The following is a 26,082-nucleotide window of genomic DNA, read 5'->3' as shown; positions in this document are numbered from 1 at the left end:
ATTTAAAGTTATACTATTCTCCTATTCTGCGAAGTTCCAACTGGTCAAGATAGAAAGTTCCCACTCCTACAAGAGTATTAAACATGAACCTGCATTGCATCCCTGACAGTTGGGATTCAATAGCGATGTTTGCACTCTGCTTTATCCACTTACCCCTTGGCATTTCATTAGAGAACGTGAATGTGGTAGGATTTTTCGAATCCGGCTTCTTGAAAAAATCAAAATTGAAGTTTCCTGTCGGTATATAGCCTTCGGAAGGGAAATACACATAAAAAATCAATTCATAATTTCCAGAAGGTATGTCAATGGTATGTTGTGCCAAATTCATTAAATAAAAATTACCGGAAGTGCCCGAGGCTGTTATCTTCAGCGAGTATCCTTTATCGCCAAACTTGATTTGCGAATCCTTTACAATTGCACCATTGGGAGCAATACTCCATCCAAGATTTCCTATTGTGGCATCGGAATTAAATGTGAATTTATCTCCTAAGAATATATTTTCTCTTGAGTCGGGGTCCACCTCTCCATCATCATCTTCATCTTCAGGCTCTTCAACAAACTTTACAGGCAACTTCTCAAAAGGTTCGAGCAGCTTGCCAATAGACGATTTGATATTTCCTTTTCCATCATAACTCAATGTTACGACATCTTCGGCTGTCAACATCCTGTCTACCCTTACCTTAAGGATAGAAGAATTGTCCAAACTAACGGTCACTCCATAAATATCTACCGTATCATTATTTATTATAGCAGTAAATCCTGAATTCTCGACAAGACCAAACGGAGCATTGGCACGAACACAGATATTTCTGGTGTTTGATTGATCAACGAAAAATGTATCGACAGCTATACAGAATACATCCGAAGGAATTTCAGAAGCAGGAACATCGGCAGCAGACGTAGGACGCTGCAATTCATAAAGAGCCAAGGATGAGAATTTCTCCTCCTTATCCAATACATCATTTATGTAAGTCTCTACTACAAGTTTAGCCATACCTGACTGGCGCGAACCATCACATACATATTTCTTAAGTATTGTCTGTTCATCGCCCGACTTAGTATCTGCCTTGGACTTTATGACTACAGAATATGAAAAACTGTATATTTTATTTGTCGAATTATCAACAAAATCGCTTGTGGCAAAGGATGTCAAGAGATTTCCTTTCTCTTCAATCATCAATGGAAGATTTCTATACACATCAATGGCTAACCCATCACGAAGATTTTCAAGGCGATATATATCGGTCATGACTGTAGGCTCTTCAGTCCATTTTTCGGGGGTACATGATATGAGTACCCCTAAAAATGTCATTAATATATAATTAAAGTATTTTTTCATAAGTCTATTAATTTACGTATTCCAACTTAATATCATCAAAATATATTTTAGAATTTACAGGCAACTTTCCTGCAGGGAAAAATAACTGAAGGTTTGTAACCTTGTCAGTACCGGTATCAAATTCAGATGTAATTTTAGTCCATGTACCTGTTGAAGTAACATTCAAATCAGAAATTTTCTCTAGAGGATTAGCACCATTCTTCTGGACTCTTATCTGCGCGTCGTTTATCGCCTGGTCTGTATATACCATTAACGACACTTTGAATTTTCCACCATCAATATCCAATAGATTAGCCAACTGGAAGGATACATATTTGTCATTGGCCGTACCAGAAACAATCTTCAATGCCTTGTTAGTGGTATTAACCGGATCGGCCGTTACAACGGCAGATGCGCCTGTATTTTTGTTATCTACCATCCAGCCGTTCTCCCTTGGTGTAGTACCACCAACTTCAAAGCCTGAAACAGATTTAGGAATAAGATTAGAAGTTACCGTATTCGGTACGGATATTTCAAAACCTTCAAGGCTACGACCATCCATCGATTCTATGCCACCCGTGCCATCATAATATACTTTAACAAGTGCTCCTTCCGACAACGGAGCGCTTAGAGAAATCTTAAGTTTTGTTCCGTTAGCATCTGCTGTCACACTGGAAACCGGGATTATTTCGCTACCACACTTCACCGTGAAACTTGACCTTAACTTTTCATCTGTAGCGATTGACGCCAAAGCTCCGCTTGATATCTTGATATTTATTGTCTTTATATCTACAGTGGACATTCCTGATTTTGTATCAACTTCAAATGGTTTGGATGATTTCACAACTTTGATGACAAGCGGTATGGACTTCTTTACGTTGGCAACCGGTTTTTCTACACGGCGTGCAGCCAAAGAATGTTCGCTATATCCCTCTTCGCTTGGTACATTGAAAGTGAAAGCAGCTTCGTTGGCAGCAGAAGTTTTCTGTACACTACCTTCAACACTCCATGTTATACCCTCAACAGTTTCGAATTCCTGGTTTGGCGTATTATTGACAAAAGTCAGACTTTCGCCGGCTTCCACTTCTACATTCTTCCATGTAGACTTATCAGAAGAAACTACGTCGTCCGGCAAAACATTAAGCAATACAGTCCCGTCAGACTTCTTTACAGTGAAAGCAGGCCTTGGCTTTGCATAAACATTTACAGTAAACACTTTTCGGAGTACCCAGATCCCGTCTTCGAGAACTGTCTGAGTAGGATTCTTCTCATGAGAAGTCGCCCATTCGTTGAATGTGTCAACCAATGTAACTGTAGTCTTACCCGGAGTGCCGAAAAATATGCTTTCGGCGGCATTCTTTGAAACAAGGCCCTTATTGGGATCTACCTGATTTTTGATAGGAGGCTTCTTATAGTCGAAGTCATCAATCATAAAATTACTACCTTCTTCGATTACCCACTTGTGTGAAGTAAATCCCTGGGAAGCATCTATAAATGAGATAAATGTATCTACATTTACTACATACTCAGAATTTCCCTGATTGATTGTCTCACTTGTATACCACGCCAAATCGCTGACCTTATCAAGCGGTTCATACTCTTTTCTACAGCTTGTTGCCAGTACTGCGGCAATAGAACATGGTAAAAGCAGTTTTGAAAATATATTTCTAATCATATTTTTAGCGTATTAGTTATTGTTTTTGATAGCTGAATTATTCATCAATTCTTTCTGAGGGATAGGGAAATACAGGTTTCTCTCTTTACTATAGTTCTGTGCAGCAATTTCAAATTCATAATTCAAGCTCAGATTACCACTTCCTTCTTGTACGGTAGAATTGTTTTTTGTCTGAGTCTGATTGCTGTTAAGTTTCTTGGCCGTATATTCTACAGACCAGAAATCGTCATTATCATGATGGAGTTTGAAAATATTTTTACCATCGTCTTCCAATAATCCCCAACGGCGCAAATCCTGCCATCTAATCTGATGACCTTCAGTAGCAAGTTCAAGAGGACGTTCAACAAACATAAGATGTTCCATCAATTCATCTTTGGTATAAGACTCTCCGTCGTATGTACGAATTCCGGCAAACTCTGCTTCGATACCCAAAAGTTCAACACCCCAGCGTGCTCTCACCTTGTTGATGTACAACAATGCACCTGCTATATCAGGCGTCTCTCTCTGCAAAAGACATTCCGCATACATCAAATATACATCTGACAGTCTGTTTACAACGACATTCTTTCCGGACATTGAAGGCTTCTCTTTTGTTACGATATCATGATTGGTATATTTCTTGAACTTTCCGAATCCCCAATCGGCCAATGGACCACCCATAGGGCATTTTTCGGAAGCATTACCATTGATATAATATGGAGTAACTTCATCCTTAACCAAAGCTACCATAGCAGACGCTCTGAGAGAGACCTGACGTCCTGTGTTTCTTGAATCCTTATTGTCAGGTTTATCATTAAGAAACTCGTTGACCAACCAAGCTGCAGGCAAGAATCCACCCAAACTAGTGGAAAGAGTGGCAAGACGATTATACATACAATTCATATCCCAAGTTGTGATATCCTGTCTGTAATCCAACGAATATGAAATTTCAAGAATAGACTCAGAATTAAACTCACCTGCGTTAGTAAACATTTTAGTCCAGTCCTGTTCCAGTTCATAGCCGTAGTTATCAATTACATCCTTGAATTTCATTTCTGCCTCGGAATATTCTTTTTCATAAAGGTATGAAATACCTTGGATAGTTGCTGCAGTACCTTTTGTTGCCAAACCCTCATAATCAGAAGTTACATCCTGAGGCACAGGTAGCAAATCGTAAGCAACTTCCAAGTCTTCTCTAAAGAATTTCAAGACATCTTCTGCAGGAGACAAAGGCAAGTTGAAAGACTGTGCAGTGCTTGTGCGGAGCACAACACTTCCGTTATTGAAAGAAGAATGCAAATAAAAATACATCAGACCACGGATGAATCGGGCATGTCCCATCTGAATATTCCATGTTTCAATTTCATCACCCGAAACGGTATCCTTAATTCTTTCTAAAGCCTCGATTACCTGATTGGCACGCCAGATACTGATATAAAGAGCATCCCATTTGCTGGATATTGCGACAGTACTGTTAGTATAATTCTGACAATACCAGTTCCAACCTTCAGCATTGTTCTGTGGTTGAGGTCTACCATATCCCGGCCAACACAAGTCACTTCTCCATGCTTCTTCACGAATATTGAGTACATAGTCATTTCTGAGAGCTGCATATGTAGCATAGAGACCTGACTTCGTATCCTTCAAATCAGTCCAGAATGTTTCAACCGTTGTTTTGTTAGGATTTGACAAGCTTAAATAGTCTTCACAAGAAGACAAAGAAGATACCACCAGAGCCCCTAAGGCTATATTTCTAAATATATTGTATTTTTTCATGACATTCTAATTTAAAACGACAAGTTAAGACCCACAGAATATGTTGCAAATGTAGGATAGTTACCCATATCCATACCTCGCTTGTTGATGCCTCCACCTATTTCAGGGTCGTAGCCTGAATACTTGGTCAGAGTAAACAGATTCTGTCCTGAAATGTAAAAACGCAAATTAGACAGACGCATGCGAGTAACCAAAGCCTTTGATAATGAATATCCTAAGGTTATCGACTTCAAGCGTAAATAGGAGCCATCTTCAAGCCATAAGTCGGTATCTGCCCTATAGTTTTCATGGCCCTTCACATCACCTCTATAAGTAGGAATAGGCGAATCAGTGTTAAACTCAGTATATTGTGCCACCAAATCTTTGTGACGTCCATAGCCAAATGCAGTAGCACGGGAACCATTCATGATTTTATGTCCAAGTGCAGAATAAAGATTTGCATAGAGATCGAAACCCTTGTATCTGAATTGCATGTTGAAACCGATTTCATATTTAGGGAGTCCACTACCGGAATATACTCTGTCGTCATCAGAGATTTTTCCATCCTTATTGGTATCAACAAAAATCAAATCACCCATCTGTGCAGTAGGATTGATTTTCTGATATTCGGCAAGTTTTTCTGGTGTATTTATGATTCCATCTGTAGGATAAAGGAAGAAAGCTCCCGCTTCATAACCTTCTGCTATAAAAGTTACCTGTGAACGGGCTGCTGCACCTGAAACAAGTCCTTGAGGATATGCACTGATGCGTGTACCATCTCCATTTATTCTTGTCACCTTATTCTTGTTGGTACTGAATGTTCCGCTAAAATCATATGAAAATCCCTTGATTGCAGAACGATATCTTGCAGTAAGCTCATAACCTGAGTTGGTCATGTTACCTACGTTCATTACCAGAGTTTTAGTAGCTCCTGTTGAGCCTGGCAATGTAACAGGGAAAAGCATATCCTTCTTGTCGGTAGAATAGTATTCGGCAGCCAAAGTGAACTTATTATTGAACAAAGCCAAATCTACACCAATATTATACTGTCGTGTAGTTTCCCATTTTACATTCTGATTTGAATATTCGCTCTGGATAGAACCGATAGCCAAAGACTGATTAGATGCATCTCCTATAACATAATCATATCCGTTGGTAATGACTCCGCTAAACGTATAAGGAGTAAAATTCTGATTACCTGTAGTACCATAGCTTCCACGCAATTTAAAGTTATTCACAACATCAGCAAGTGGCTTGAAGAAAGGTTCGTCACTAATATTCCAAGCAGCAGATGCTGAAGGGAAGAATCCCCATCTATTGTTCGAAGCAAAGCGCGAAGAACCATCACAACGGATACTTGCACTTATAAGGTATCTTCCTCTCCAATCATACTGAAGACGTCCTATAGAACCTATAAGCCTGTTTACATAATTGTCACTTGAAGTGGCAGAAGGATTAAGAGAACCACCGTTCAATACCTTAATGTCATTATCGACTACACCCTGTTTCTTTGCAGTAAAACCTTCGTAAACATATTCTTCGCCGGTAACACCTGCAAAAGCAGTTACTTTATGCCCTTTGACAGTCTTACGATATTGTGCTCCGAAATCCCATACTATAGAATTCCTGTTAGTTGAAATCATGGAAATATAACTGTCTTCAGGTTTAGTAATAAGTTCGCCATCCTGGTCTTTTATTTCCTTATATGGACGGAAGTTACGACGGTAGCCACCTGATTCCTTCAATGCAACTCTACCGCTGACATTGAAACCCTTGAAAAGCTCATAATTGATATTGAAATTAGCAAAAGAATTAGTCATTCTCTGATAATCCTCAGAGAAGAAACTGTCGAGAACATAAGTCAATCTGTTCTGTTCATTGCCACCTACTGTTTCGAAAGTATCACCGGGCTTGATTTCCGGCTGGGTAGGGCTGTATTTTATAGCCTGAAGAATAAGTCCAGCAGGAGAATAATCGGTATCTTCGACAGAAAGTCCTACACTGGCATTCATGGTAAGACGTTTTCTCTTATAGCCAAGATTAATTCGTGTATTGTATCTATTGAAACCTGAATTGATAACACTACCATCCTGTTTATAAAAACCATTCATTATGCTATATGTGAGACCATTATTACCTCCACTCAATGTCAATGAGTAGTTTTGTGTGGCAGCATTGTCTACAAAAACCTGATCCAAAAGATTAGTATCGTTATGATAGTACTGCAGGCTACGATACAAGTCCAACAATGTGGTATCATCGTACGTATTGGAAGTACCAGTATTTCTTTTGAACAAAAGATTAAAATATGTTTGTTCCTGTGTATTCATCAGATAATCCGTTGACGTGATTTTCTTGATACCATAACTTGCATCAAAACTTGCTGACATTTTACCTTCCTTACCTTTTTTGGTTGTGATAAGAATAACACCTGCTGCACCACGAGTACCGTAAATTGCACAAGAAGCGGCATCTTTGAGGATATCTATAGTCTCGATTTCGTTTGGACTGATACGCGGGTCACCTTCCTGCGGAACACCATCCACGACATAAAGAGGAGTATTCTGACCGTTTACTGAAGCAACACCACGAATAAGAATTTCCGAACCAGCACCAGGCGCACCACTCTCAGCCGTTACACTTACACCGGAAACCATCCCCTGAAGGGCATTTCCAAGGTCGGACGTATTGATTTTGGTTATATCTTCCGATTTCACCTGTGCTACAGCACCCGTCAATTCTTTTTTCTTTACCGCACCATAACCTATAACCACCACATCATCCAATAATTGAGTATCATCCTTAAGAACAATATTCATATTCGGCGACACTTTGACTACGGTGTTCTTATATCCTATAAATGATATTTCAAGTTTGGCATTTTTATTAGCCTTGATTGTAAAGTTTCCATCAAAATCGGTAATTGTTCCGTTTGTAGTCCCTACAACCACAACATTAGCACCTATTACAGGCTCACCGGCACTATCCTTTACAACGCCTTTAACAGTAATAGCCTGTGCAAAAACCTGAACTGAAAAGACTAATCCCATTATCATCAATAACAGGCTCTTTAATCTATATTCCAAGTATTCATTCATTGAGTAAAAATTTTGATTAATAAATTAACATTTTCTATTTGAATCTTTGTTTATCTTCATCAGTAAAAGCACGCTTAGAAGATTCAAAATTCTCATAATCACGTTTCCATGAACGTATATAATCCACATACATCACCGAAGTGAATCGCTGTGGAGATTCAGGATTGATAAATTCACCTTCATTATCTAAAACAGATTTATCCAACCCATCTGGATTGACCGCTAAACGCTGACCATCAGCTTCGTATTTTTCAAATGGAGTTCGTAGCCCTAAGGATAGAGTAAGATACATATCCATGTGCCAAAAATAATTCGGTTTGGATGCAACCCTTACATTATCCACATAGAATACAACAGAGTCAGGACGGTTTTCCACTGCATAAACATGATAGTCGTCTTCAGGATTCCAACTGACAGTTGTTTCATTCTTACCTAATTTAGGGTATTGTCCGGCTTTAATCTGTTCATTTTTCAAATCCTCATCTAATATCCATATATGCATATTCTGACTAAGAATAAACTTGCTTTTAGGGACTTGCTGAAGTTCTATTACGTCAATCTCATTGTAGACAACATCATTCTTCTTTCCATTAGAGTTATCGATTTCACTGGGAAAAGTATAAAGCCAAAAAGCAGAACATGTACCAGGCCAAACATCTGCTCCTTTTATTCTCGCCTCATAATACCCATAACCGACTTTTGACTTTGAACGCAACATTCCGGAAGTAAAATACAAGTCTTTAGTGCCTCTTTTATGCTTGTAATACTTGATTTTCAATTCCAGCTTTCCATCTCGTGTTTCTACATTTTCCGGAAAGAAAGTCCAGGTTGCAAACTTGTCGTCTTTAGGATTCTCCCAATATTCAGTATCAAAGCCACGGTCAAACTCGCACGAATACAAAATCTGCTTTTCAAACTTGTCAGAGTTGTATGGTGTACACATGAAAGGAGAAACCTTATCGGTTTCCTTATCTCCATCATCCGAACCTTCATCACCTCCTGGAATTCCAGAATCCGGATCTGGAATATCTTTTTCTTCAGAGCTACACCCTGAAGAAAAAGACAATAAAAACATTAGAAAAAAAGATATGTATACAATCTTATAAATCATATAATATAGATGTCGTAAAAATAGACCTAACATTATTACAAAAGCCTGTAAATGAATACAGGTTATTTAACTTTTTCGAAAGTTATATCATCAACATAGAATGATACATTTTCTGTTCCTTTTGGAGCTACTACCTGAAGAGCTGCTTTAACATGATCAATATGAGTACCATTCTTTGAACGGAAAGGACGCGAAGTTACTTTCACCCACTTGCCGGCAGGAACTTTAGCAGTCTGAATCATAGCTGAGAAATATGGAGATTCAAAATCGGCAGACTCTTTTGATTTTGGAGCAAGTTTCTTTCCATCTTTATATTTTGTAGCAGGAAATATCATGCTGAAGTTCTTTATCTTACCAGATTCAACGAAAACCCAGCAACTGACAGTGTATTCACCGTCTTTCAACTCTACCATACCATCAGGATTGAAAGAAGCGCATGCCATTTTCTGTTTTTCAAGGGCAGCCTCTGTCTTGAAATAAAGACTATGCTTTCCATTAGGAGTATGATTCTTTGAATCAGTTATAGAAAACACGTCATTGTTCTGAATCCACCAGTTACATGAACTTTTATTAGACGAATTTGCAGGAATTTTACCAATTTCAAACGCATAATTAGCCTTGTTGAATGTCTGTGCACTAACTGTTGTAAGAGAGGCAATAGCCAAGCCTAGAAATAATACTTTTGTTTTCATGATAATTAAATTTTAGTTTATGAATTATTGTTTTTCTCTTAAATATCGTTCTTTTAGACTTTAAATCAAATGTAGGTTGTCTGATGTCTTTACAAGTTTAGGGATTATATTCTATATATACAAATAATTTTAAAATATAATCACACTTAAGGGTGATATTTAACTATAATAAACACAATGTAAATTCTATGCTTTTTGCGATACTTATTTAGGACTATGGGAAAGAAACTTTCGGATTATATGACATGGGACGGACTTTGGATAAAGAAAAAAATCGCAAGCTTAATATTTTTTCGATATGTAAGCTTGCGATACCCTAAACAAAAAAATTAATTAATAAACTGTATCCAGTGGTTTAATCTGATATGTAAACTCGTAATCTTTATATGTTAGCCTGTATTGAGGCAAACAGGTGCTACCCCAACTATTTTCGCCACCTAATCCTTGCTGGGCGTAATCTATGCATACTTCGATAAAATCGGCAGGTTCTACTTGACCTGAATGCCTTTGATCTTTGAGGTCACCATCGTCAAGAGATTCAATTGTATAGTTCAATGCTACCATAGAGAAAGGTTTTGAAGCCACAAAATTCAAACCTATACCACCTTTATTTGTTTGGTTCCACCATCTGATGTCGGTCTTACAACCATTTTCTTGCGGACGAATGTATGGGTAGAATTGTTCTTGTGTGGTCATTTTATATATACCGACAAACGAATTGTGGTTTCTGTCTATATAGTTTTCTACAGGTCCTCGTCCATAGAAATGGCTATAATACATTTCCTTAGGCATTCTCATACGCATTCCGTAACGGAACATATTTGGAACCTTCTTGCCTTTTTCCGTCAAGAGTTTCTGGGTAACCTGAATATCCCCCTCATTATTGATGACATACGACAGTTTCAATATAGAGAACACTTCCGGCATTTGATATTCAGCATCGACATATACCATTGAATTTTCAACCCGGGAATTTATTCCCTTAAGTTTCATTACAGGATTTTTCCAGACCTTATACTTGAGGTTAAGACGTGCTCCATAGTCATTGTCCGTTCCAGCACGCCAAAAATTCGGAATAAGGCTTGTTCCTTTCTCAAGCATTGAGATTCCGTTTACATCGTAACGACACAAGAAACCATCAACTTTACTGAATTCAATATTAAAGTTTTCACCCTCGACAATTACTCTGTTAACATCCGGTTCCTTTATTCTAGGAGCTAAGATTTCAGGATGTCCACTAGCTTTATTAGCCAACTGTTCAAACACAAATCCAGAAGTATTAACCGGAATCTGACTCTTGGCTATTACATAACCGGCATTAAGTAACTGTTCTGCCTTCTTTAAGGTGTAATATACATTAAGGAAAACCTCATCATCGGCAGTAAATTCTGATGACGAGAAAGGTATCTGATATTCTTTTGCAGATTGTGCCGGTACATCAAGATTTGATATAACGCCTTCTTCAACTACATTACCATTTACAACCAGATTCCATTTCATGTTGTAAGCATCAATATTCCTGAAGAAATATTCGTTGTAGACATTAACCTTGCCATTTTTAATATCAGACTGCGTAGTCCAAATTGGCTGATGGAAATATTTCACTTCATAGCTTTGCGGATTAGGCACTCTATCCGGGCTTACCAGACCATTGGCACAGAAGTTATTATCGGATGCATCATAAGGGTTGAAATCACCACCATAAGCATAATACATATTACCTTTGTCATCATACTGACGTATACCCTGATCCACAAAATCCCATATAAAACCTCCCTGGAATTGCGGATATTTACGAATCATATTCCAATAATGTTCGAAACCTCCCATAGAATTACCCATAGAATGTCCATATTCACACTGAATCAGCGGTTTTTTAGGATTAGCCTTAAGATATTTTTCGCAAGGGCTATATCCGGCATACATTGGGCAGAAAATATCTGTATAGTCAACACTAGGATTCTTCTTGAGGGATTCTTCTAATGTCATGCCTTTATTAAGGTCTCTGATAACCTGAGACATAGCCGGTTCAAACTGACATGCCCTAGAAGGATCTTCATTCTTAATCCAATTATAGCAAGCCTCAAAGTTAGGTCCCATACCTGCTTCATTACCCAAAGACCAGAATATTATGGAAGGATTGTTGAAGTTACGTTGAACATGGCGTTGGTTTCTTTCGAGATGCGCTTTAGCATATTGTTTGTTTTTTGCAAGCGAACGATCTTCGAAGAGCATCATCCCATGTGATTCAATATTAGCTTCTGCACACACATAAATTCCATATTTATCGCACAAATCATACCAATATGTATCATTAGGATAATGGCTCGTACGTACGGCATTTATATTTAATTCTTTCATGAGACGTATGTCCTGAAGCATTCTTTCCTTACTGATTACATATCCATAATCCGGGTCAATATCGTGACGATCGGCACCTTTGAATAATACAGGCTGTCCGTTCACGAGAATTTGTCCTTTTTCGTTATCCAGTTCCACCTTGCGGAAACCAACATTTACGGGAATTACCTCACCATTTGAAATGGCAAGAAGTTTATAAAGGTTAGGAGTCTCTGCAGTCCATTTCAGAGGAGACTTCACATTGAAGCTTACTGTCTGGTGACCACTCCCTGAAACCGTCTTGGTTTCGACAGGCTGTCCGTCCGGAGAGAATAGTTCGAGAGATACAGTCTGACGTCCGTTTAGCTCTAAAGAAACGTCAAGTGTAGCATCAGTATATGTTTTGTCCAAATCTGGCATTATACGGAGATCGTCAATACGTTTATTATTTCTGGCGTAAAGATAACAATCGCGCGACACGCCACTCAGCCTATAGTAATCCTGGTCCTCAAGATAAGTTCCATCGCACCATCTGAATACCTGGAAAGCAATAAGGTTTTCCTTTCCAAATTTCACATAAGGGGTGAGATCAAACTCTGCCTCAAGTTTACTATCTTCACTATATCCTACGAATTTTCCATTTACATAAAGATAGATATTTGATGTCACCGCACCAAAATGTGCTATGACTGTTTTTCCTTTCCAATTGGCAGGAACGACAAAACTTCTTCTATAAGAGCCTACATGATTATTCTCAACAGGAAATTTAGGCGGAGTATGATAATATTTGTTGGTCCATGCCTGGGTTAGGTCGTTTATTTCGCAGTCTTCAATCTGGCTTCTCCATGGATAGCCAAGATTGACATACTGCGGGTCGCCATATCCGTTCATTTCCCAATTTCCGGGCACTGGCATTTTGCCCCATCCGAGGTCGTTGAAATCTGTTTTATAAAAATCAAGAGGGCGCATATCCGAATCTTTTACCCAATTGAATTTCCATATTCCATTCAAAGACATGATATTTTCCGAGAGCCATTTATCACCTTTCATGGCAAGTTCTTCAGACTCATAAGCAAAATAATATGTATGCATCGGCATGCGGTTCACCTGGTTTACTTCAGGGTCTAACCACTCTGTCCTATTCTGCGCCACACCATTTACTGATGCAAGCATCATAGCTAAACATAATGTTTTTATGGTTTTCATAAATCTACAATGTTAAGTTTAAGTTACTTATCAGTTCTTTATTTCTGAATTTCTATCAGTATTGTTTTCTCAGGAGTCAAAGTGAATTGTTGTCCCAGCGACGTTCCGTTTATAAGATTTACGACGTTCTTTATGTTTCCTTTCTTTGACTTCAAAGTCACTGTGGCATCAGTACATCCTAAATTTATAATCGACATGACATATTTGTTATTGCCTGTCGGAACGACTCTCCACATACAACCTTTTGTGTTTATTCCATTTTTCTCTACAATGAACACATCCGGCGTAAGTTTCTTCTGTTCGAGAATTCTAAATGCTTCGTTCGTTATTTTGCCAATGCCATCCATCGGGATTAACTTGCCTTTAGATGCGTTCAAGGAGATATTCCGAGGTTGTCCATATTCATTTTTCTTCAAACTGACAGAATCTATAATAACCGTGCCGCCATTGTCAAGATATTTTTGTATGGAATTAAACTCTGCATCTGTCACAAATTCTGTTTTCGACACTACTATCAATTCCCAAAGATTATTTTTCTGACTGTTGATTATATCTTCCGTAGCAAATCCCAATGGAACACCGTTGAAATACATTTTGCGATAAAGATCGAAAAGGTTTTGCATATGGAACCACTTGTTGATGACAGAAGTTTTAGAATAGAACAGGCGTATAGGCTGTTTAAGGCTTTGCATTGCTGCGATTTCACTACTGAAAGCATTAAGATCCATCATTGTTTTTGCAACTTCGTTTGCCACCCTTGGCTGCTGAACCACACTTGCCGCATATGCATTGTTCATCGCATTGTCAGGCCCTCTATAATTCATCAGATCTTTTCGTATAGCTCCGTCTTTTTCTCTTGCCCAAAACCATGTATAATTAACATTCATACCATGGAGGGTTGCAAGCCAATATGCAGAACGAACAAAGTCAGGTGTCATATAAAGGTTACGATACTGTGACGAGGAAAGGTAATGTGACTCCGAGTTTACATTTGGCTTGTTTGGAGAAACCGACCTGCAAAAATCATAAGTCATAGTCACTTCTTTCCAATCGAAAGAATAAACCCCTTCCCAATATTCTTTTTCCTTTCTGTGGTTCCACTGTTTCTTTACTATTTTAGCGTCATTACCGATTATATCTGAAAGTTTTGTCAGAGCCTCCATGTCAATACCATGATCTATCTTATCGTCCGAGAAAAGATGTGGCATGATTTTTAAATGTGTTTTTGCATCAGAATCGTATTTCTTTATTCCTGAATCAAGGAACTTGAACCATTCTGTCACTCTATCCATATTAAACGACATCCAATCATAGCCGGCCGGTTTTCCCTTAAGATTTACGGCAAACGGAACTTGAAACTCCACCTCATCAAAAGAAGAGAATGATGTATTCCATAATTTATTGAGATGAGCTATATTGCCATGCTTGTTTTTCAACCAAACACGGAACTTTTCCATTGTATATTTCGAGATTACACCAGTAGCCCACGTTTTCTGCATAGAAAACCAATGCGGTTCATTTGACAGTATATACCCCATATCCGTATAGGCCTTGCCTTTCATTAAAGGTATCGTAGATTTAAATGTCGTTTCCCAAAATCTACGTATGTTAGGATTGTCAATATCGTATTTTGTAAAGTATCTTGAGCCTATACCTAAATCAGGGTCAATGTCCAAGGCCCATTTTGGAGCTACTCCATGCCATAAAAGTACATAACCGGAATATTTGGATGGATATTTGGCTATCTTTTCAACACCCATATACGAAAGATCTCCGTTCTCATTTTTTATGGATGGTAACGCCAATGAAACTCTATCGACTTTTCCACAATATTCATTAACCATGAAGTCGGGCTTCGTAAAATAATCATTTATATATACAGGTCGATTGCCACTCACAAATTGGTTTCCTTTTACTTTAATGGATTCCCAATCTATAGAAGGAACCGGACGACGTACATATTTGCCTGATATAACACCTTGTAATTCTTCGATAGCGGTATCAAGCATTTTGTTTACTTCATCTCTTTCGAATTCGGCAAGCTCTGCAGCCATCTTTTCTGCATCTTTTTTATAAGCCGGCCATGCTCTGAACTGATAAACATTAGGCTCAATGTTTTTCTCATCCCAAGCTGCATAGCCAAGAAATGTCTTGGACATCCATACTGCAAGTTCTTCACGCTGTACATCAAGCCCTTTGCTTTTAGCCTCAATTATCAATGAATTTAATTTAGAAATTTTCTTTTCTGCATTTTCTACAGACTCCGATGCCATTATTAACGCAGGAATCAATAAAAAAATAAAGAGAAACTGTTTTTTTTTTTCATGATTAATTAAATATTTAAGTTACTATGTAAGTGTATCCAATATTATGACCTTACCTTATTGCACACTCTCACAAGAATATTCAAATATAGACTACAAACACACAAAAGTTACCTGAAAACTCTCTTTCTACCTCAAAATACTTAATATTAGAATTCTGTAAAAAATAAACTTTCTATAAAGCATGAATGCATTATTAATTCTATCCTGAAATTTTATCCAATTATAATTTTATGACTCAATCAATTTGTATATCGTTTGTCCCTATATTATTTCAATTCACTTTTTACCTAAAGAATATATCATGTGTTGTCTGATGACAATGCAAAAGTATAAATAATTACATTACATACAAAGTATTAATAGATGAAAAATAAATTATTAACATTTATTATTGGAATAGTTAAATAATAAAATAATAACAGAGAATGCTCATCTCCTGACGGGAATTCACATTCTCTGTTATACAGTGATCATTTAAACATTATTTATCTCAAGTATCACTAACCGACCATCTATAAAGATATCATGTCATACTCAAATCTTCTGTTTTTACCGCAACTTACAAATACTTAGAAGCAGAAAACGATTAGAAACTGTTTTTATTTATTATGCCTTAGTTTAAACTTCCAAAAGAATAAATAAAACCGCAAACTTGAATGTTAACATAATTATTTCTTAAGGCAAATATCATAAAAATCAATTAAATTCTTTTACCGGTATAACCAATGGTTTAGACTTTAAACTACCAGACTCATTTGTAGCTGTTATAGTTATGTCAGAAGGAGTCTTGGTGGACTGTATCATCAAAAGACAACGTCCAAATTCCGTTTTTACCATTTTTTTCTTAAATGAATCCATTTTCTCTGTCTTTCCACAGTCTGTTCCAAGGAATCGATAATCACCTGAAATAGTGAACTTTATCTCGTCGTCTACATTCTTGACCTCTCTACCTTTCTTGTCTACAAGCTGAGCCACAACATGGAGCACATCTGTATTATTGGCCGTCATCATCTTTCGGTCTGGAACGAGTTTAATAGAATACGCCTCATCAACGGTTTCAAGAGTTTCTTTTACTTTCTTTCCTTTATAAGTACCTACTGCCGTGAGTTTACCTTTTGAATAATCTGTTGCCCATTTGAAGATTCTGTCTTCCTGATCTTTCAAACTTTGTTTTCCCAATGACTTTCCATTTTGGAAAAGTTCAATTTCATCGCAATTAGAGTAAATCTCCACTATGATTTTCTCGCCTTCGCTGTAATTCCAGTGCGGATTAACATTTTGCCATACTCTTGGAGCCAATTTCCAGTAATCTTTTTTCTTCTCAACAACATTGCCATCTGCATCTTTCTTAAAAATTGAAAGTTTAGCTGTTTGAGTATATATCGCAATAACCGGTTCATCAGTCCAAAACGACTTAAACTGATAATACGATCCACGCGGAAATCCTGCCAAGTCCAAAGGTCCTTCAGGCGTAGCTTTCTGAGGCCATTGCTGTGCACGGCGTTCACCCAAATAATCGACACCTGTCCATAAGAAAACTCCTGCTATATAATCTCTTTCGATACAAGCTTTCCATTCGTACCATCTAGGGACATTCTCGGTACCCATCATAATTTTATTTGGATATTTTTCTCGCAAATAGTCATATTGCGCTGGTTTGTAACTGAAACCTGCAATATCCAATACATCGGTATATCCTGTTTCAAAACTTGAAGTAGGAAGAATAAGATTGGCTATTACATAACGTGTGGTATCCATCTCGCGTGACCATTTGGCTAATTTTGCAGCCGTTTTTCCTATACTGAAAGTCTGACGTGGATAATTACGCCAAAACTCACGTACAACTTCCGGAGAATTTGGTGGTACGGGAGTACGCCATAAAGTCCAGTCCATCTTATCGTTCCTATCCGTATTGCCAAACAATCCTGTTGCAGATCTATTACCTGGATATGTCCATTCAATCTCGTTTCCAATACTCCACTGGAATATGCAAGGATGATTGCGCGAAGAACGCATTACGTTCTTTAAATCAATCTCTGCCCATTGCTGGAAATGTTCAGAATGTCCTCTGGTAATATAATCTACTTCTTTATCGTGCATATTATATCTTTTATCTTTTGGCAAATCCCATTCATCGTAAAACTCATTTTGAACAAGAAAGCCCATTTCGTCGCACAAATCGAGGAATTCATCCGAAGCAGGATTGTGAGCTGTCCTGATAGCATTACAACCTCCAGCTTTAAGTATGGCAAGACGACGTTTCCATACATCTTTCGGAACGGCAGTTCCTACGATACCAGCATCATGATGCAAACATACACCTTTTACTTTCATATTCTTTCCATTAAGGAAAAAACCTTTGTCCTTATCAAAATGTATAGTCCTTACTCCAAATCTGGTCTCGCGATTTCCTATCGTTTCATTGCCACTAACTATATATGTTTTAGCGATATAGAGATATGGAGAATCTATATCCCAAAGTTTGGGATCGAATAGTTCTACGTCCTGATTGAGGGTAACCTTTTCGCCTGAAGCAAGATTAAAAGCTGTGCTCACTGTGGCTACTTTTTTATTATCCGCATCATAAATGTCAGTATATACTCTACCCGATTTAGCTTCAGAATAATCATTTTCCACATCTACACGAATATTAACAGAAGCTGATTCTTTATTAATTACGGGAGTCGTAATGAATGTTCCCCAAACAGGAATATGCAATTTATCCGTAATCAACATTTTCACATTACGGTAAATACCAGAACCGGTATACCATCTGGAATCGGCATATCTACTATGGTCTACCCTTACCGACAATCTGTTAATTCCATTTTCCGGTTCAATAAAATCCGTCAAATCATACCAAATGGGGGCATATCCATAAGGATGGTTTCCCAAACGCATACCGTTTATCCAAAAATCCGCATTGTTATACACGCCATCGAAGATGATATAACATTTCTGGTTTTCACTGATTTCAGTTTTGAAAATCTTAGAATACCATCCTATACCACCGGGAGTAAATGCCGTACATCCTTCGAGATTCTTGTCAAATGGTTTTTCTATTGTCCAGTCATGAGGGAGATCCAACTGCCTCCAACCTTCAGGATTGTATGTAGTCAATGAATAATCATGAGAATCCGACAAAGTAAATAACCAATTATCATTGAAACTCACATATTTTTCTTGGGATGCATATGCTCCCATCCCAAACGAAAACAAAAGGAAAAGGCCTGAAAATAAATGTCTTTTCATGGTAATTATCTTTTTATAATATAATCAAGATTTTGCAAGTGGGGCACTTAATAGTTGATTGACAAGCCAACAAGGTTTCCCATACAGATACTATTTTTACATATTGCAAAAATAGCTTTCCCATCTGTATATTTTGATGAAATGAAACCTTGTCAACTTGTCTTCTTGTCAACTTGCAAAGTATAAGTTAGACTTGCAAAGTTTAAATAATAGAATTTTATTTCAATGGACGCATACACACTTTCTCAATCGTATGTATCATAGGCAGCAATGCATTGGGCTGTACTTTAGACTTATATTTAGCAGGATTATAATTTACCTTATCAGTAGATTTATAAAGATATGGTAAACCGATTGACAAAGCTGGTTCTTTGTATAATTTCATCTGTCTGATAAGTTCTTTTTGCATTCTGTCAGCTATCTCCTTGTATTTAGGATTATTATAGAAATTTTTCATCTCATCCGGGTCGACCTCAAGATCGAACAACCAAGGAGTTTCCCTGCAAGAAAGGACTAATTTATACCGTCCGTCCGTAGCCATCGTCCAATCGTTAAACGGAGAGGCTGTAGTATAAACTATTCTGTCTTGTTTGACATTCTTTTCCTTGTTTGTAAATGCCTGGGCATCATTGATACCCTCTTGCAAACCAGGAATCTGTTTCACTCCCATCAATCCAAGAATGGTTGGAGCAAAATCTACACATGTATATACAGTATTGACAATCTTGCCAGGAATTATCTTTTCAGGATAGCGTATAACAAACGGAATTCTGGCAGACGATTCATAAGGAAGTCCTTTGTTTACTCGGCTATGCTCATAAAGCATATCCCCATGATCGGCAGTAAAAACAACTATAGTATTGTCAGTCAGATTATTTTTATCAAGAAAATCCAAAATACGGCCAACGTTATCGTCTACACATTCCACCATGGCAAAATAGTTTGCCAACGCTTTCTTGTCAAACTTATCCTTGTTTACATTGTATTGTCCACCCCTGGCCCAACGCGGACGTTGGTCAGTATCATTTGTGACCATCGTTTCCGGAGCTTCATAATCAAGATTGATATATTTCTGAAGATATTCCTCGCTCGCTATATCTGGAGAATGAGGATCCGGAATGGATAACATCATATAGAAAGGTTTATTCTTGTCGCGTTCAAGCAATTCAAGACACCTGTCGGTGAGATACTCCGTAACATGGATAAATCCAGGTTTAACCGGGCCCGACCAATACGAACGGATTTTATTGGGTTGTTTTACAATTTCAAAATATTTCCAGTGACCATCATTGAACATATAAGTACGATCCATATATCCGAAGTTGTATCCTGGTTCAAAATATGGACGACCAATATTGGGAACACCGCCCAAATGCCATTTTCCAACGTATGAAGTCTGATAGCCGTCACGTTTCAACATTTCAGCATATGTAATCAAATTTGGATTCATAGGCATATCGTTAATCGGACATCCTGTAGATACAGGATAAAGTCCTGTCTGGAAAGATGCTCTTGAAGGAGTAGAAACAGGAGATGAAGCATAATACCTGGTACAGATGGCTCCTTCTTTTGCCAGCCTGTCTATATTAGGTGTCTGAACAACATTCTTACCCCATGGAGAATCGTTTATATCGCCAACCAATCTCCTGTAACATCCCAATGTATTGATGGTATGTTCATCGGTTTGTATGACAATAAGATTTGGTTTTTCTGATGCATATGCACACGAAACAACCAATGAAAGGAATGGAAATATTTTGTCTTTCATGATACTATTTGTTTACACTATCAACAATATTCTTACAAGCATTGAAATAAATTCCGCAATCTACAGAATAGGCTATATACAACACACCCTGATTACGCCAAAATTTTGCATTCTCAGCCGACTCTACAAATGTACCTACTTTAACCCCCTTGGCAGCAGCTTTCTTTACAGCTTCCTTCATTTTTTCTACTACTATAGGGTTTGTGACATCGCCCGGAACTCCGCAAGACTGGGACAAATCGTAAGGGCCGAGGAATATTACATCAAGGCCTTTCACATCAAGGATTTCATCCAGATTATTGATTCCTTCCAGTCCTTCAATATGTACCAATACCATGGTACGTTCATTAGACAACTTGAAATGTTTACTTTTTTCTACATGAGTATATTCGGCAGCACGTGTATAACGGCACACCCCTCTTGTCCCTTCCGGAAAATATTTAGATGCACTAACTACGGCTTGAGCCGACTCTTTGCTGTTTACTTGTGGAACTTCCACGCCATGCGCTCCCAAATCGAGCGCACGAAGGATATTCTCATCACTTGTATCGGTGGTACGAATTATCGGACTCATTCCATGAAGCTCTGCAGCACGGATAAGATTCTGGGCAGACTCAAAACTGATTGGTCCATGCTCCATATCTATAATACAAAAATCAAAACCTGCCAAAGCCGCCTGTTCAATAAGAGCAGGATCATTCATTTTCAAGAATGGGCCCAATACTGCGTGGCCATCATTCATTTTTTGTTTTATATAATTTACAGTCATAGTGTCTTTATATTAATCTATTCATGAAAAATAATCTAATTTTACAGGTATCCCTTCTTCCTCGATAAAAGCAACAGTCATCCCAGGAACAGGAATAAAAGGACCATAAATAAGTTTAGCATCCTTAAGTTCTTCGTCCATGGACTCTACTTCGTATGCGATATGCGGCATTGTCTGAACAAGTTCGGGAAACGGACACCCCTTTTCAAAACGTAAAAATTCAATCTTATTTGGACTCGCTGCCACATCAGTACAGAAAAGATGAAGCTCATCATTGTGAGTTTCACCATCTACCGGATTTGTTACCGGTATGCCAAAATGGTGTAACTTTCTCATAAATTATAATTAAAGTGCTATTGAAATACGTTTAATGTACAGATAATCTTCAAGTGCAAGATGCGAGCAATCATGTCCCAATCCACTGTCTTTCATACCTCCATGTGGTAAATTTATACCATACTTGACACCATTGACCTGAACTTCACCACATTCTATAAATTTAGAATATTTCTGTACCCTTTCAAGACTGTTTGTAAACACATACGAAGCGAGACCTGCATCTGGAACATTCACCATAGGGTCAAGATCTTCTTCCGTATTGAACTTGATGATGGTAGCAACAGGACCAAACATCTCTTCGTTGAAACAACGCATATCAGGAGTTACATTTTCAAGAATCGTAGGATTCAGATAGCTTGTTCTTTCAGGCATACCTTCCGGTATTCCTCCAAGAGACTTTTTGGCTCCCTTGCTTACAGCATCGTCTATCAATTCCATTATGCGTTCACGAGCCTTAACATTGATGACAGGTCCCATATTTATACCTTTATCTTTACCAAAGCCGACCTTGATAGCTTTAGTTTTTTCCGTGAAACGCGACATAAATTCGTCATAAATAGATGACTGCACAAAAATACGATTAGGCGTAACACAAACCTGGCCACTGTTGTTGAATTTTAGTCCAACCATTGTATTTACTGCTTTATCCATGTCACAATCATCGAAAATCAATGCAGGAGCATTTCCGCCGAGTTCGAGGCCTAATTTTTTGATAGATGTTGCAGACTGCGCTACAAGTTTCTTTCCTGTGGCACTCGAACCAATCATGGTAAGAACTCTTGGGATAAGGCTCTCTGACATAGGAATGCTTGTATCCTTACTTGAACCTGTAAGAACGTTAATGACACCTGCCGGGAAATTTATTTCAGCACAAATCTCCCCAAACAAGTAGGCTGAAACAGGAGAATCAATAGACGGACGGATTATTATGGAACATCCTGCCGCTATTGCCGGTGCCACTTTATATGCCACATTCAAAATCGGGAAGTTCCATGCCAACATGGCACAAACCACACCTCTTGGTTCGTGAACAAGGATATTGGTATGCGACCCCTGCAAATCGGGCAATACCTGCGAACGCATTCTTAACATCTCGTTGGGATAATATTCAAGTGCATCAACTATCATGTCAATATCTTCGTCTGCCGATTCCCATGTCTTTCCCATTTCATACATCACAGCATAATGAAGTTCGTCTTTATGTGCGATAACGGCATTACGCAATTTGGCAATCCACTCGTTTCTTTCGGACAAAGACAATTTTGACCAATATTCAAAACCTTTCTGTGCTTCCTGCAAAGCCAATTCGGTATCTTCCTTTGACGCTACACAAAGTTTTGCAATACATTCGCCTGTTGCAGGGCTAATAATCTCCTTCTGCGTTCCGGCAACGCTCTCACACAAGCGTCCGCCTATATACATTTTTTTTACACCAAAATCCATAATCAATAATTTATACGTTTTCTATAATCATTTTCATATTCGGGAACAACATTAGTCTCCCAGTTTCTTAAATCTTTTTTCATTTTTTCGAAACGTTCGGGATAAACATTCTGCAAATCTGTAGTCTCACTTATATCGTCACGAAGATTATATAACTGATATTTACCTGAATGATATTTTATCAGTTTCCAATCACCGTTGATAATAGCAGCATACTGGTCTGTATTATATGCACGGAAAAAATAAAGATTACGTTCTTTCATCTTTTTTCCTTTCAAAAGAGGCATAATGCTTTCGCCGTCAAGCTCCTTGTTCTTATATTTCTTTCCTGTGGCTATTTCCATGAATGTAGGGAAGAAATCCAAAGCCTGCACTGGGGTTTGGCAAACACTACCTTTTTTAGTAACTCCCGGATAATAAATGGCAAGAGGCACCCTGATTCCTCCTTCTGCCATTGTATCATCTATCAATTTACATCCGCGAAGAGGATAATTCGAATATAGTCCTCCTTGATCAGAGAAATATATAACTATAGTATTATCTTCTATTCCACGGTCCTTAATCGCCTTCCTTATCCTGCCTACAGACTCATCAACTGCCTCAATCTGCGCTGCATAGTTTGCTTGAATGTCTGTCATTCCTTTCGCTTTATATTTATCGAACAGATCTTTTCTTCCGATATTAGGACTGTGAACATTATAATAATGCATTGAAAGCATGAACGGTTGGTCGCGGTCGTAATTTTCTATCATGCTGACAGCCTTATCTGTTAGAAAATCTGTAATATAGTCTCCATTTTTGGCTATTTTTTTCGTTGTGTCAGCACCACGCATACGGAAAAATGGAGCATAATAATTTGAAACATTTCCAAAATCGGACAATCCATAAACTTCGTCATACCCACGCTTGTCAGGCCATACTTCAGGTCCTCCCAAATGCCATTTTCCCACAAACATATTATAATATCCGCATTCTTTCATAAGTTGAGGAAAAATTGTTTCTTCCATAGGAAGCCAGTTACGCGAAGGCATATACTCGTTTAATTCCGGAGAGTTTTCAGGCCAATAAGAATATGGTTCGGTGGTACCTGCCACTTTATTGTCAATATGTCTCACCAATTGGAATCTTACCGGCTGTTTACCAGTCATAAGCGACGCTCTACTTGGACTGGATGCCGGCTGTGTGACATATGCACGTTCGAAATTCATTCCATCAGCAAATAAGCGATCTACATTCGGAGTGTTGTAATGAGGATTACGTAAACCAAGGTCTGCCCATCCCAGGTCATCAACAAACATCATTACAATATTCATTCTTTTACTTTCTGCCGATGATTTTACCGATTTGGATGCAGCCATTACATTATTGGAAACTCCTAAAAAAGCCGCTATCCCTAACGTAGTATTGCTAATTATATTTTTCATATAAATAATCTTTAAAATTACTCATCTTCCCTGCCGATTCCTGTATAATCGCGGAAAAGCTTAATAGCATGATCGTCTTCCGTCTTAACTAAATGCTTGTAAAGACGAACCCGCAAATCCTTAATAACATTTTTCAATTCTGGTTTATTTATAAGATTAACCATTTCATGCGGGTCGTTTTTCAAATCATAAAGCTCATCATCGCCACACGGATTGAAACAGTATTTATATTCCGGGGTACGAATAGCCCTTTCGCCAAACCAATGACCGTTATAATATTCGTAGAAAAAGAAAGATTCATCCGGAACATTCTTCCATGCCTCGTCACCATCGTATACCAAAGGTAACAAAGAACGGCTATCTTGATTCGACTGGCGTGGCTGAAGTCCCATATATTCTACCAACGTTTGATTTATATCAATAAGAGACACTTGGTGTTTTACCACTTCTGGTTTCGCCCCAGGCACCTTCATAAGCAATGGGATTCTCATTAATCCATCATAGGCATACGGACCTTTATCATACAATCCATGTTCGGCCAGCATACTGCCTTGATCGGATGCAAAAACTATCATTGTATTATCCCATAAGCCTTTATCTTTTATGGTCTGGAATAGTTCTCCCAAAGCTTGATCCAACATCGTTACCATTCCCATGGAATAAGCTATGGTCTTTTTCCAATCATTTTCTGTCATATGTCCTAAATCCATCCATGGCCACATTACGGAATACTGATATTCAAGGCCTTTCTTCATATCTTTCCTGTATGAAGGAGGAAGCTGTACATCCCTGTAATCATACATTTTATTCCATGGCGACGGCACCCTGTATGGCGGATGTGGATAATGGAAACTTACAGTAAGAAAGAACGGGCGCTCATCATTTACGGCTTCGTTCAAAAATTTAATACCTAAATCAACTTGTTTCTTAGGTTCACTCTTTTCGTATGTAGTCTTTAATGTGCAGTAATAATCCGGTTTTTCAGGACTATCTGCTTTATCCTTGAAGACCTTTTTGTCATAATACCTTTCTATAGCCTCGAAACTTGGCCGTTTTGGCTTGACCCTTAAACATTCATTTGCACTTCCTACATACTGGTCGACACCACGGACATCAGGAGTAACATAGCCCACATGCCATTTACCGAAATAACCCACATTATAATTCTTATCCTTTGCCCATTCATAGATAGTACTCTGCTCAATGGGCAAAGTCATATCCTTACAATGCCAAAGGTGAAGATTATCATTCAAACCGGTACGATGAGCCAAGCGTCCTGTAAACAAAGCAGCTCTTGAAGGCGACGACAGGCCTGTCACGGTACAAGCATTAGAAAAGTCTGTACCCGAATTACGCAATTCGTCCAGATTGGGAGTTTTAGCCTTGCCACCTGCATAATTTAACATATCAAAACGCATATCATCGGTAAGAATTAAAATTACGTTTTTCTTTTCCGGATGCTTAGGATCTAAAACTTTTTTTTCTGCCGCATATGTTGTTATTGCAGGTATAGACATCAAAGAAATGGCAGAAAGAATATATGAATTTTTCATTTGTATCATCTTGTTAAATATTATTTCCAACCA

General features: G+C 38.1%; 15 protein-coding genes. All 15 read right to left on the bottom strand.

Annotated features, from left to right (window positions below; all coding sequences use genetic code 11):
- Nucleotides 1–13: 13 nt before the first annotated feature.
- The 15 genes from ACNOGP_RS11280 to ACNOGP_RS11210 all read right to left on the bottom strand — a co-directional run bounded on the left by ACNOGP_RS11280 (nucleotide 14) and on the right by ACNOGP_RS11210 (nucleotide 26,049).
- Complete coding sequence (locus ACNOGP_RS11280; RefSeq protein ID WP_004320135.1) at nucleotides 14–1,339, bottom strand: hypothetical protein; 1,326 nt, start codon at nucleotides 1,337–1,339, stop codon at nucleotides 14–16.
- Nucleotides 1,340–1,346: 7 nt separating this feature from the next.
- Nucleotides 1,347–2,993 (bottom strand): hypothetical protein, encoded by a 1,647-nt coding sequence (locus ACNOGP_RS11275; protein ID WP_004320137.1) that lies wholly within the window; start codon nucleotides 2,991–2,993, stop codon nucleotides 1,347–1,349.
- Between the two features lie 12 nt (nucleotides 2,994–3,005).
- Nucleotides 3,006–4,748 (bottom strand): RagB/SusD family nutrient uptake outer membrane protein, encoded by a 1,743-nt coding sequence (locus ACNOGP_RS11270; RefSeq protein WP_060451228.1) that lies wholly within the window; start codon nucleotides 4,746–4,748, stop codon nucleotides 3,006–3,008.
- A gap of 11 nt (nucleotides 4,749–4,759) precedes the next feature.
- A complete protein-coding gene (locus ACNOGP_RS11265) occupies nucleotides 4,760–7,825 on the bottom strand; it encodes a SusC/RagA family TonB-linked outer membrane protein (RefSeq protein WP_004320143.1) in 3,066 nt (1,021 codons plus the stop codon).
- Nucleotides 7,826–7,859: 34 nt separating this feature from the next.
- A complete protein-coding gene (locus tag ACNOGP_RS11260; RefSeq protein ID WP_157452184.1) occupies nucleotides 7,860–8,900 on the bottom strand; it encodes a family 16 glycosylhydrolase in 1,041 nt (346 codons plus the stop codon).
- A gap of 98 nt (nucleotides 8,901–8,998) precedes the next feature.
- Nucleotides 8,999–9,628 (bottom strand): hypothetical protein, encoded by a 630-nt coding sequence (locus ACNOGP_RS11255; protein ID WP_004320147.1) that lies wholly within the window; start codon nucleotides 9,626–9,628, stop codon nucleotides 8,999–9,001.
- A 333-nt stretch (nucleotides 9,629–9,961) separates the two neighbouring features.
- A complete protein-coding gene (locus ACNOGP_RS11250; protein WP_060451229.1) occupies nucleotides 9,962–13,174 on the bottom strand; it encodes a glycoside hydrolase family 2 TIM barrel-domain containing protein in 3,213 nt (1,070 codons plus the stop codon).
- Between the two features lie 38 nt (nucleotides 13,175–13,212).
- Nucleotides 13,213–15,447, bottom strand: a complete 2,235-nt coding sequence (locus tag ACNOGP_RS11245) for a beta-galactosidase (RefSeq protein WP_004320150.1) — start codon at nucleotides 15,445–15,447, stop codon at nucleotides 13,213–13,215.
- A gap of 750 nt (nucleotides 15,448–16,197) precedes the next feature.
- Complete coding sequence (locus ACNOGP_RS11240) at nucleotides 16,198–18,753, bottom strand: glycoside hydrolase family 2 TIM barrel-domain containing protein (RefSeq protein WP_004320152.1); 2,556 nt, start codon at nucleotides 18,751–18,753, stop codon at nucleotides 16,198–16,200.
- Between the two features lie 217 nt (nucleotides 18,754–18,970).
- Nucleotides 18,971–20,521 carry a sulfatase-like hydrolase/transferase gene (locus ACNOGP_RS11235; protein ID WP_004320154.1) on the bottom strand — a complete coding sequence of 517 codons (1,551 nt, stop codon included), beginning with the start codon at nucleotides 20,519–20,521 and terminating at the stop codon, nucleotides 18,971–18,973.
- Between the two features lie 4 nt (nucleotides 20,522–20,525).
- The gene (locus ACNOGP_RS11230) at nucleotides 20,526–21,263 is read right to left on the bottom strand and encodes an HpcH/HpaI aldolase family protein (RefSeq protein WP_220702020.1); all 738 of its coding nucleotides are present in this window, start codon (nucleotides 21,261–21,263) and stop codon (nucleotides 20,526–20,528) included.
- A 48-nt stretch (nucleotides 21,264–21,311) separates the two neighbouring features.
- Nucleotides 21,312–21,626 carry a hypothetical protein gene (locus ACNOGP_RS11225; protein WP_004320157.1) on the bottom strand — a complete coding sequence of 105 codons (315 nt, stop codon included), beginning with the start codon at nucleotides 21,624–21,626 and terminating at the stop codon, nucleotides 21,312–21,314.
- Between the two features lie 9 nt (nucleotides 21,627–21,635).
- The gene (locus ACNOGP_RS11220) at nucleotides 21,636–23,072 is read right to left on the bottom strand and encodes an aldehyde dehydrogenase family protein (RefSeq protein WP_004320159.1); all 1,437 of its coding nucleotides are present in this window, start codon (nucleotides 23,070–23,072) and stop codon (nucleotides 21,636–21,638) included.
- A gap of 2 nt (nucleotides 23,073–23,074) precedes the next feature.
- Nucleotides 23,075–24,496 (bottom strand): sulfatase, encoded by a 1,422-nt coding sequence (locus ACNOGP_RS11215; protein ID WP_004320160.1) that lies wholly within the window; start codon nucleotides 24,494–24,496, stop codon nucleotides 23,075–23,077.
- 17 nt (nucleotides 24,497–24,513) lie between these two features.
- The gene (locus ACNOGP_RS11210; RefSeq protein ID WP_044918276.1) at nucleotides 24,514–26,049 is read right to left on the bottom strand and encodes a sulfatase-like hydrolase/transferase; all 1,536 of its coding nucleotides are present in this window, start codon (nucleotides 26,047–26,049) and stop codon (nucleotides 24,514–24,516) included.
- Between the last annotated feature and the right edge of the window lie 33 nt (nucleotides 26,050–26,082).

Origin of the sequence: Bacteroides difficilis (assembly GCF_048319815.1) — a bacterium.
Lineage (GTDB): Bacteria > Bacteroidota > Bacteroidia > Bacteroidales > Bacteroidaceae > Bacteroides > Bacteroides zhangwenhongii.
This window is presented reverse-complemented; position numbering and strand designations above follow the sequence as displayed.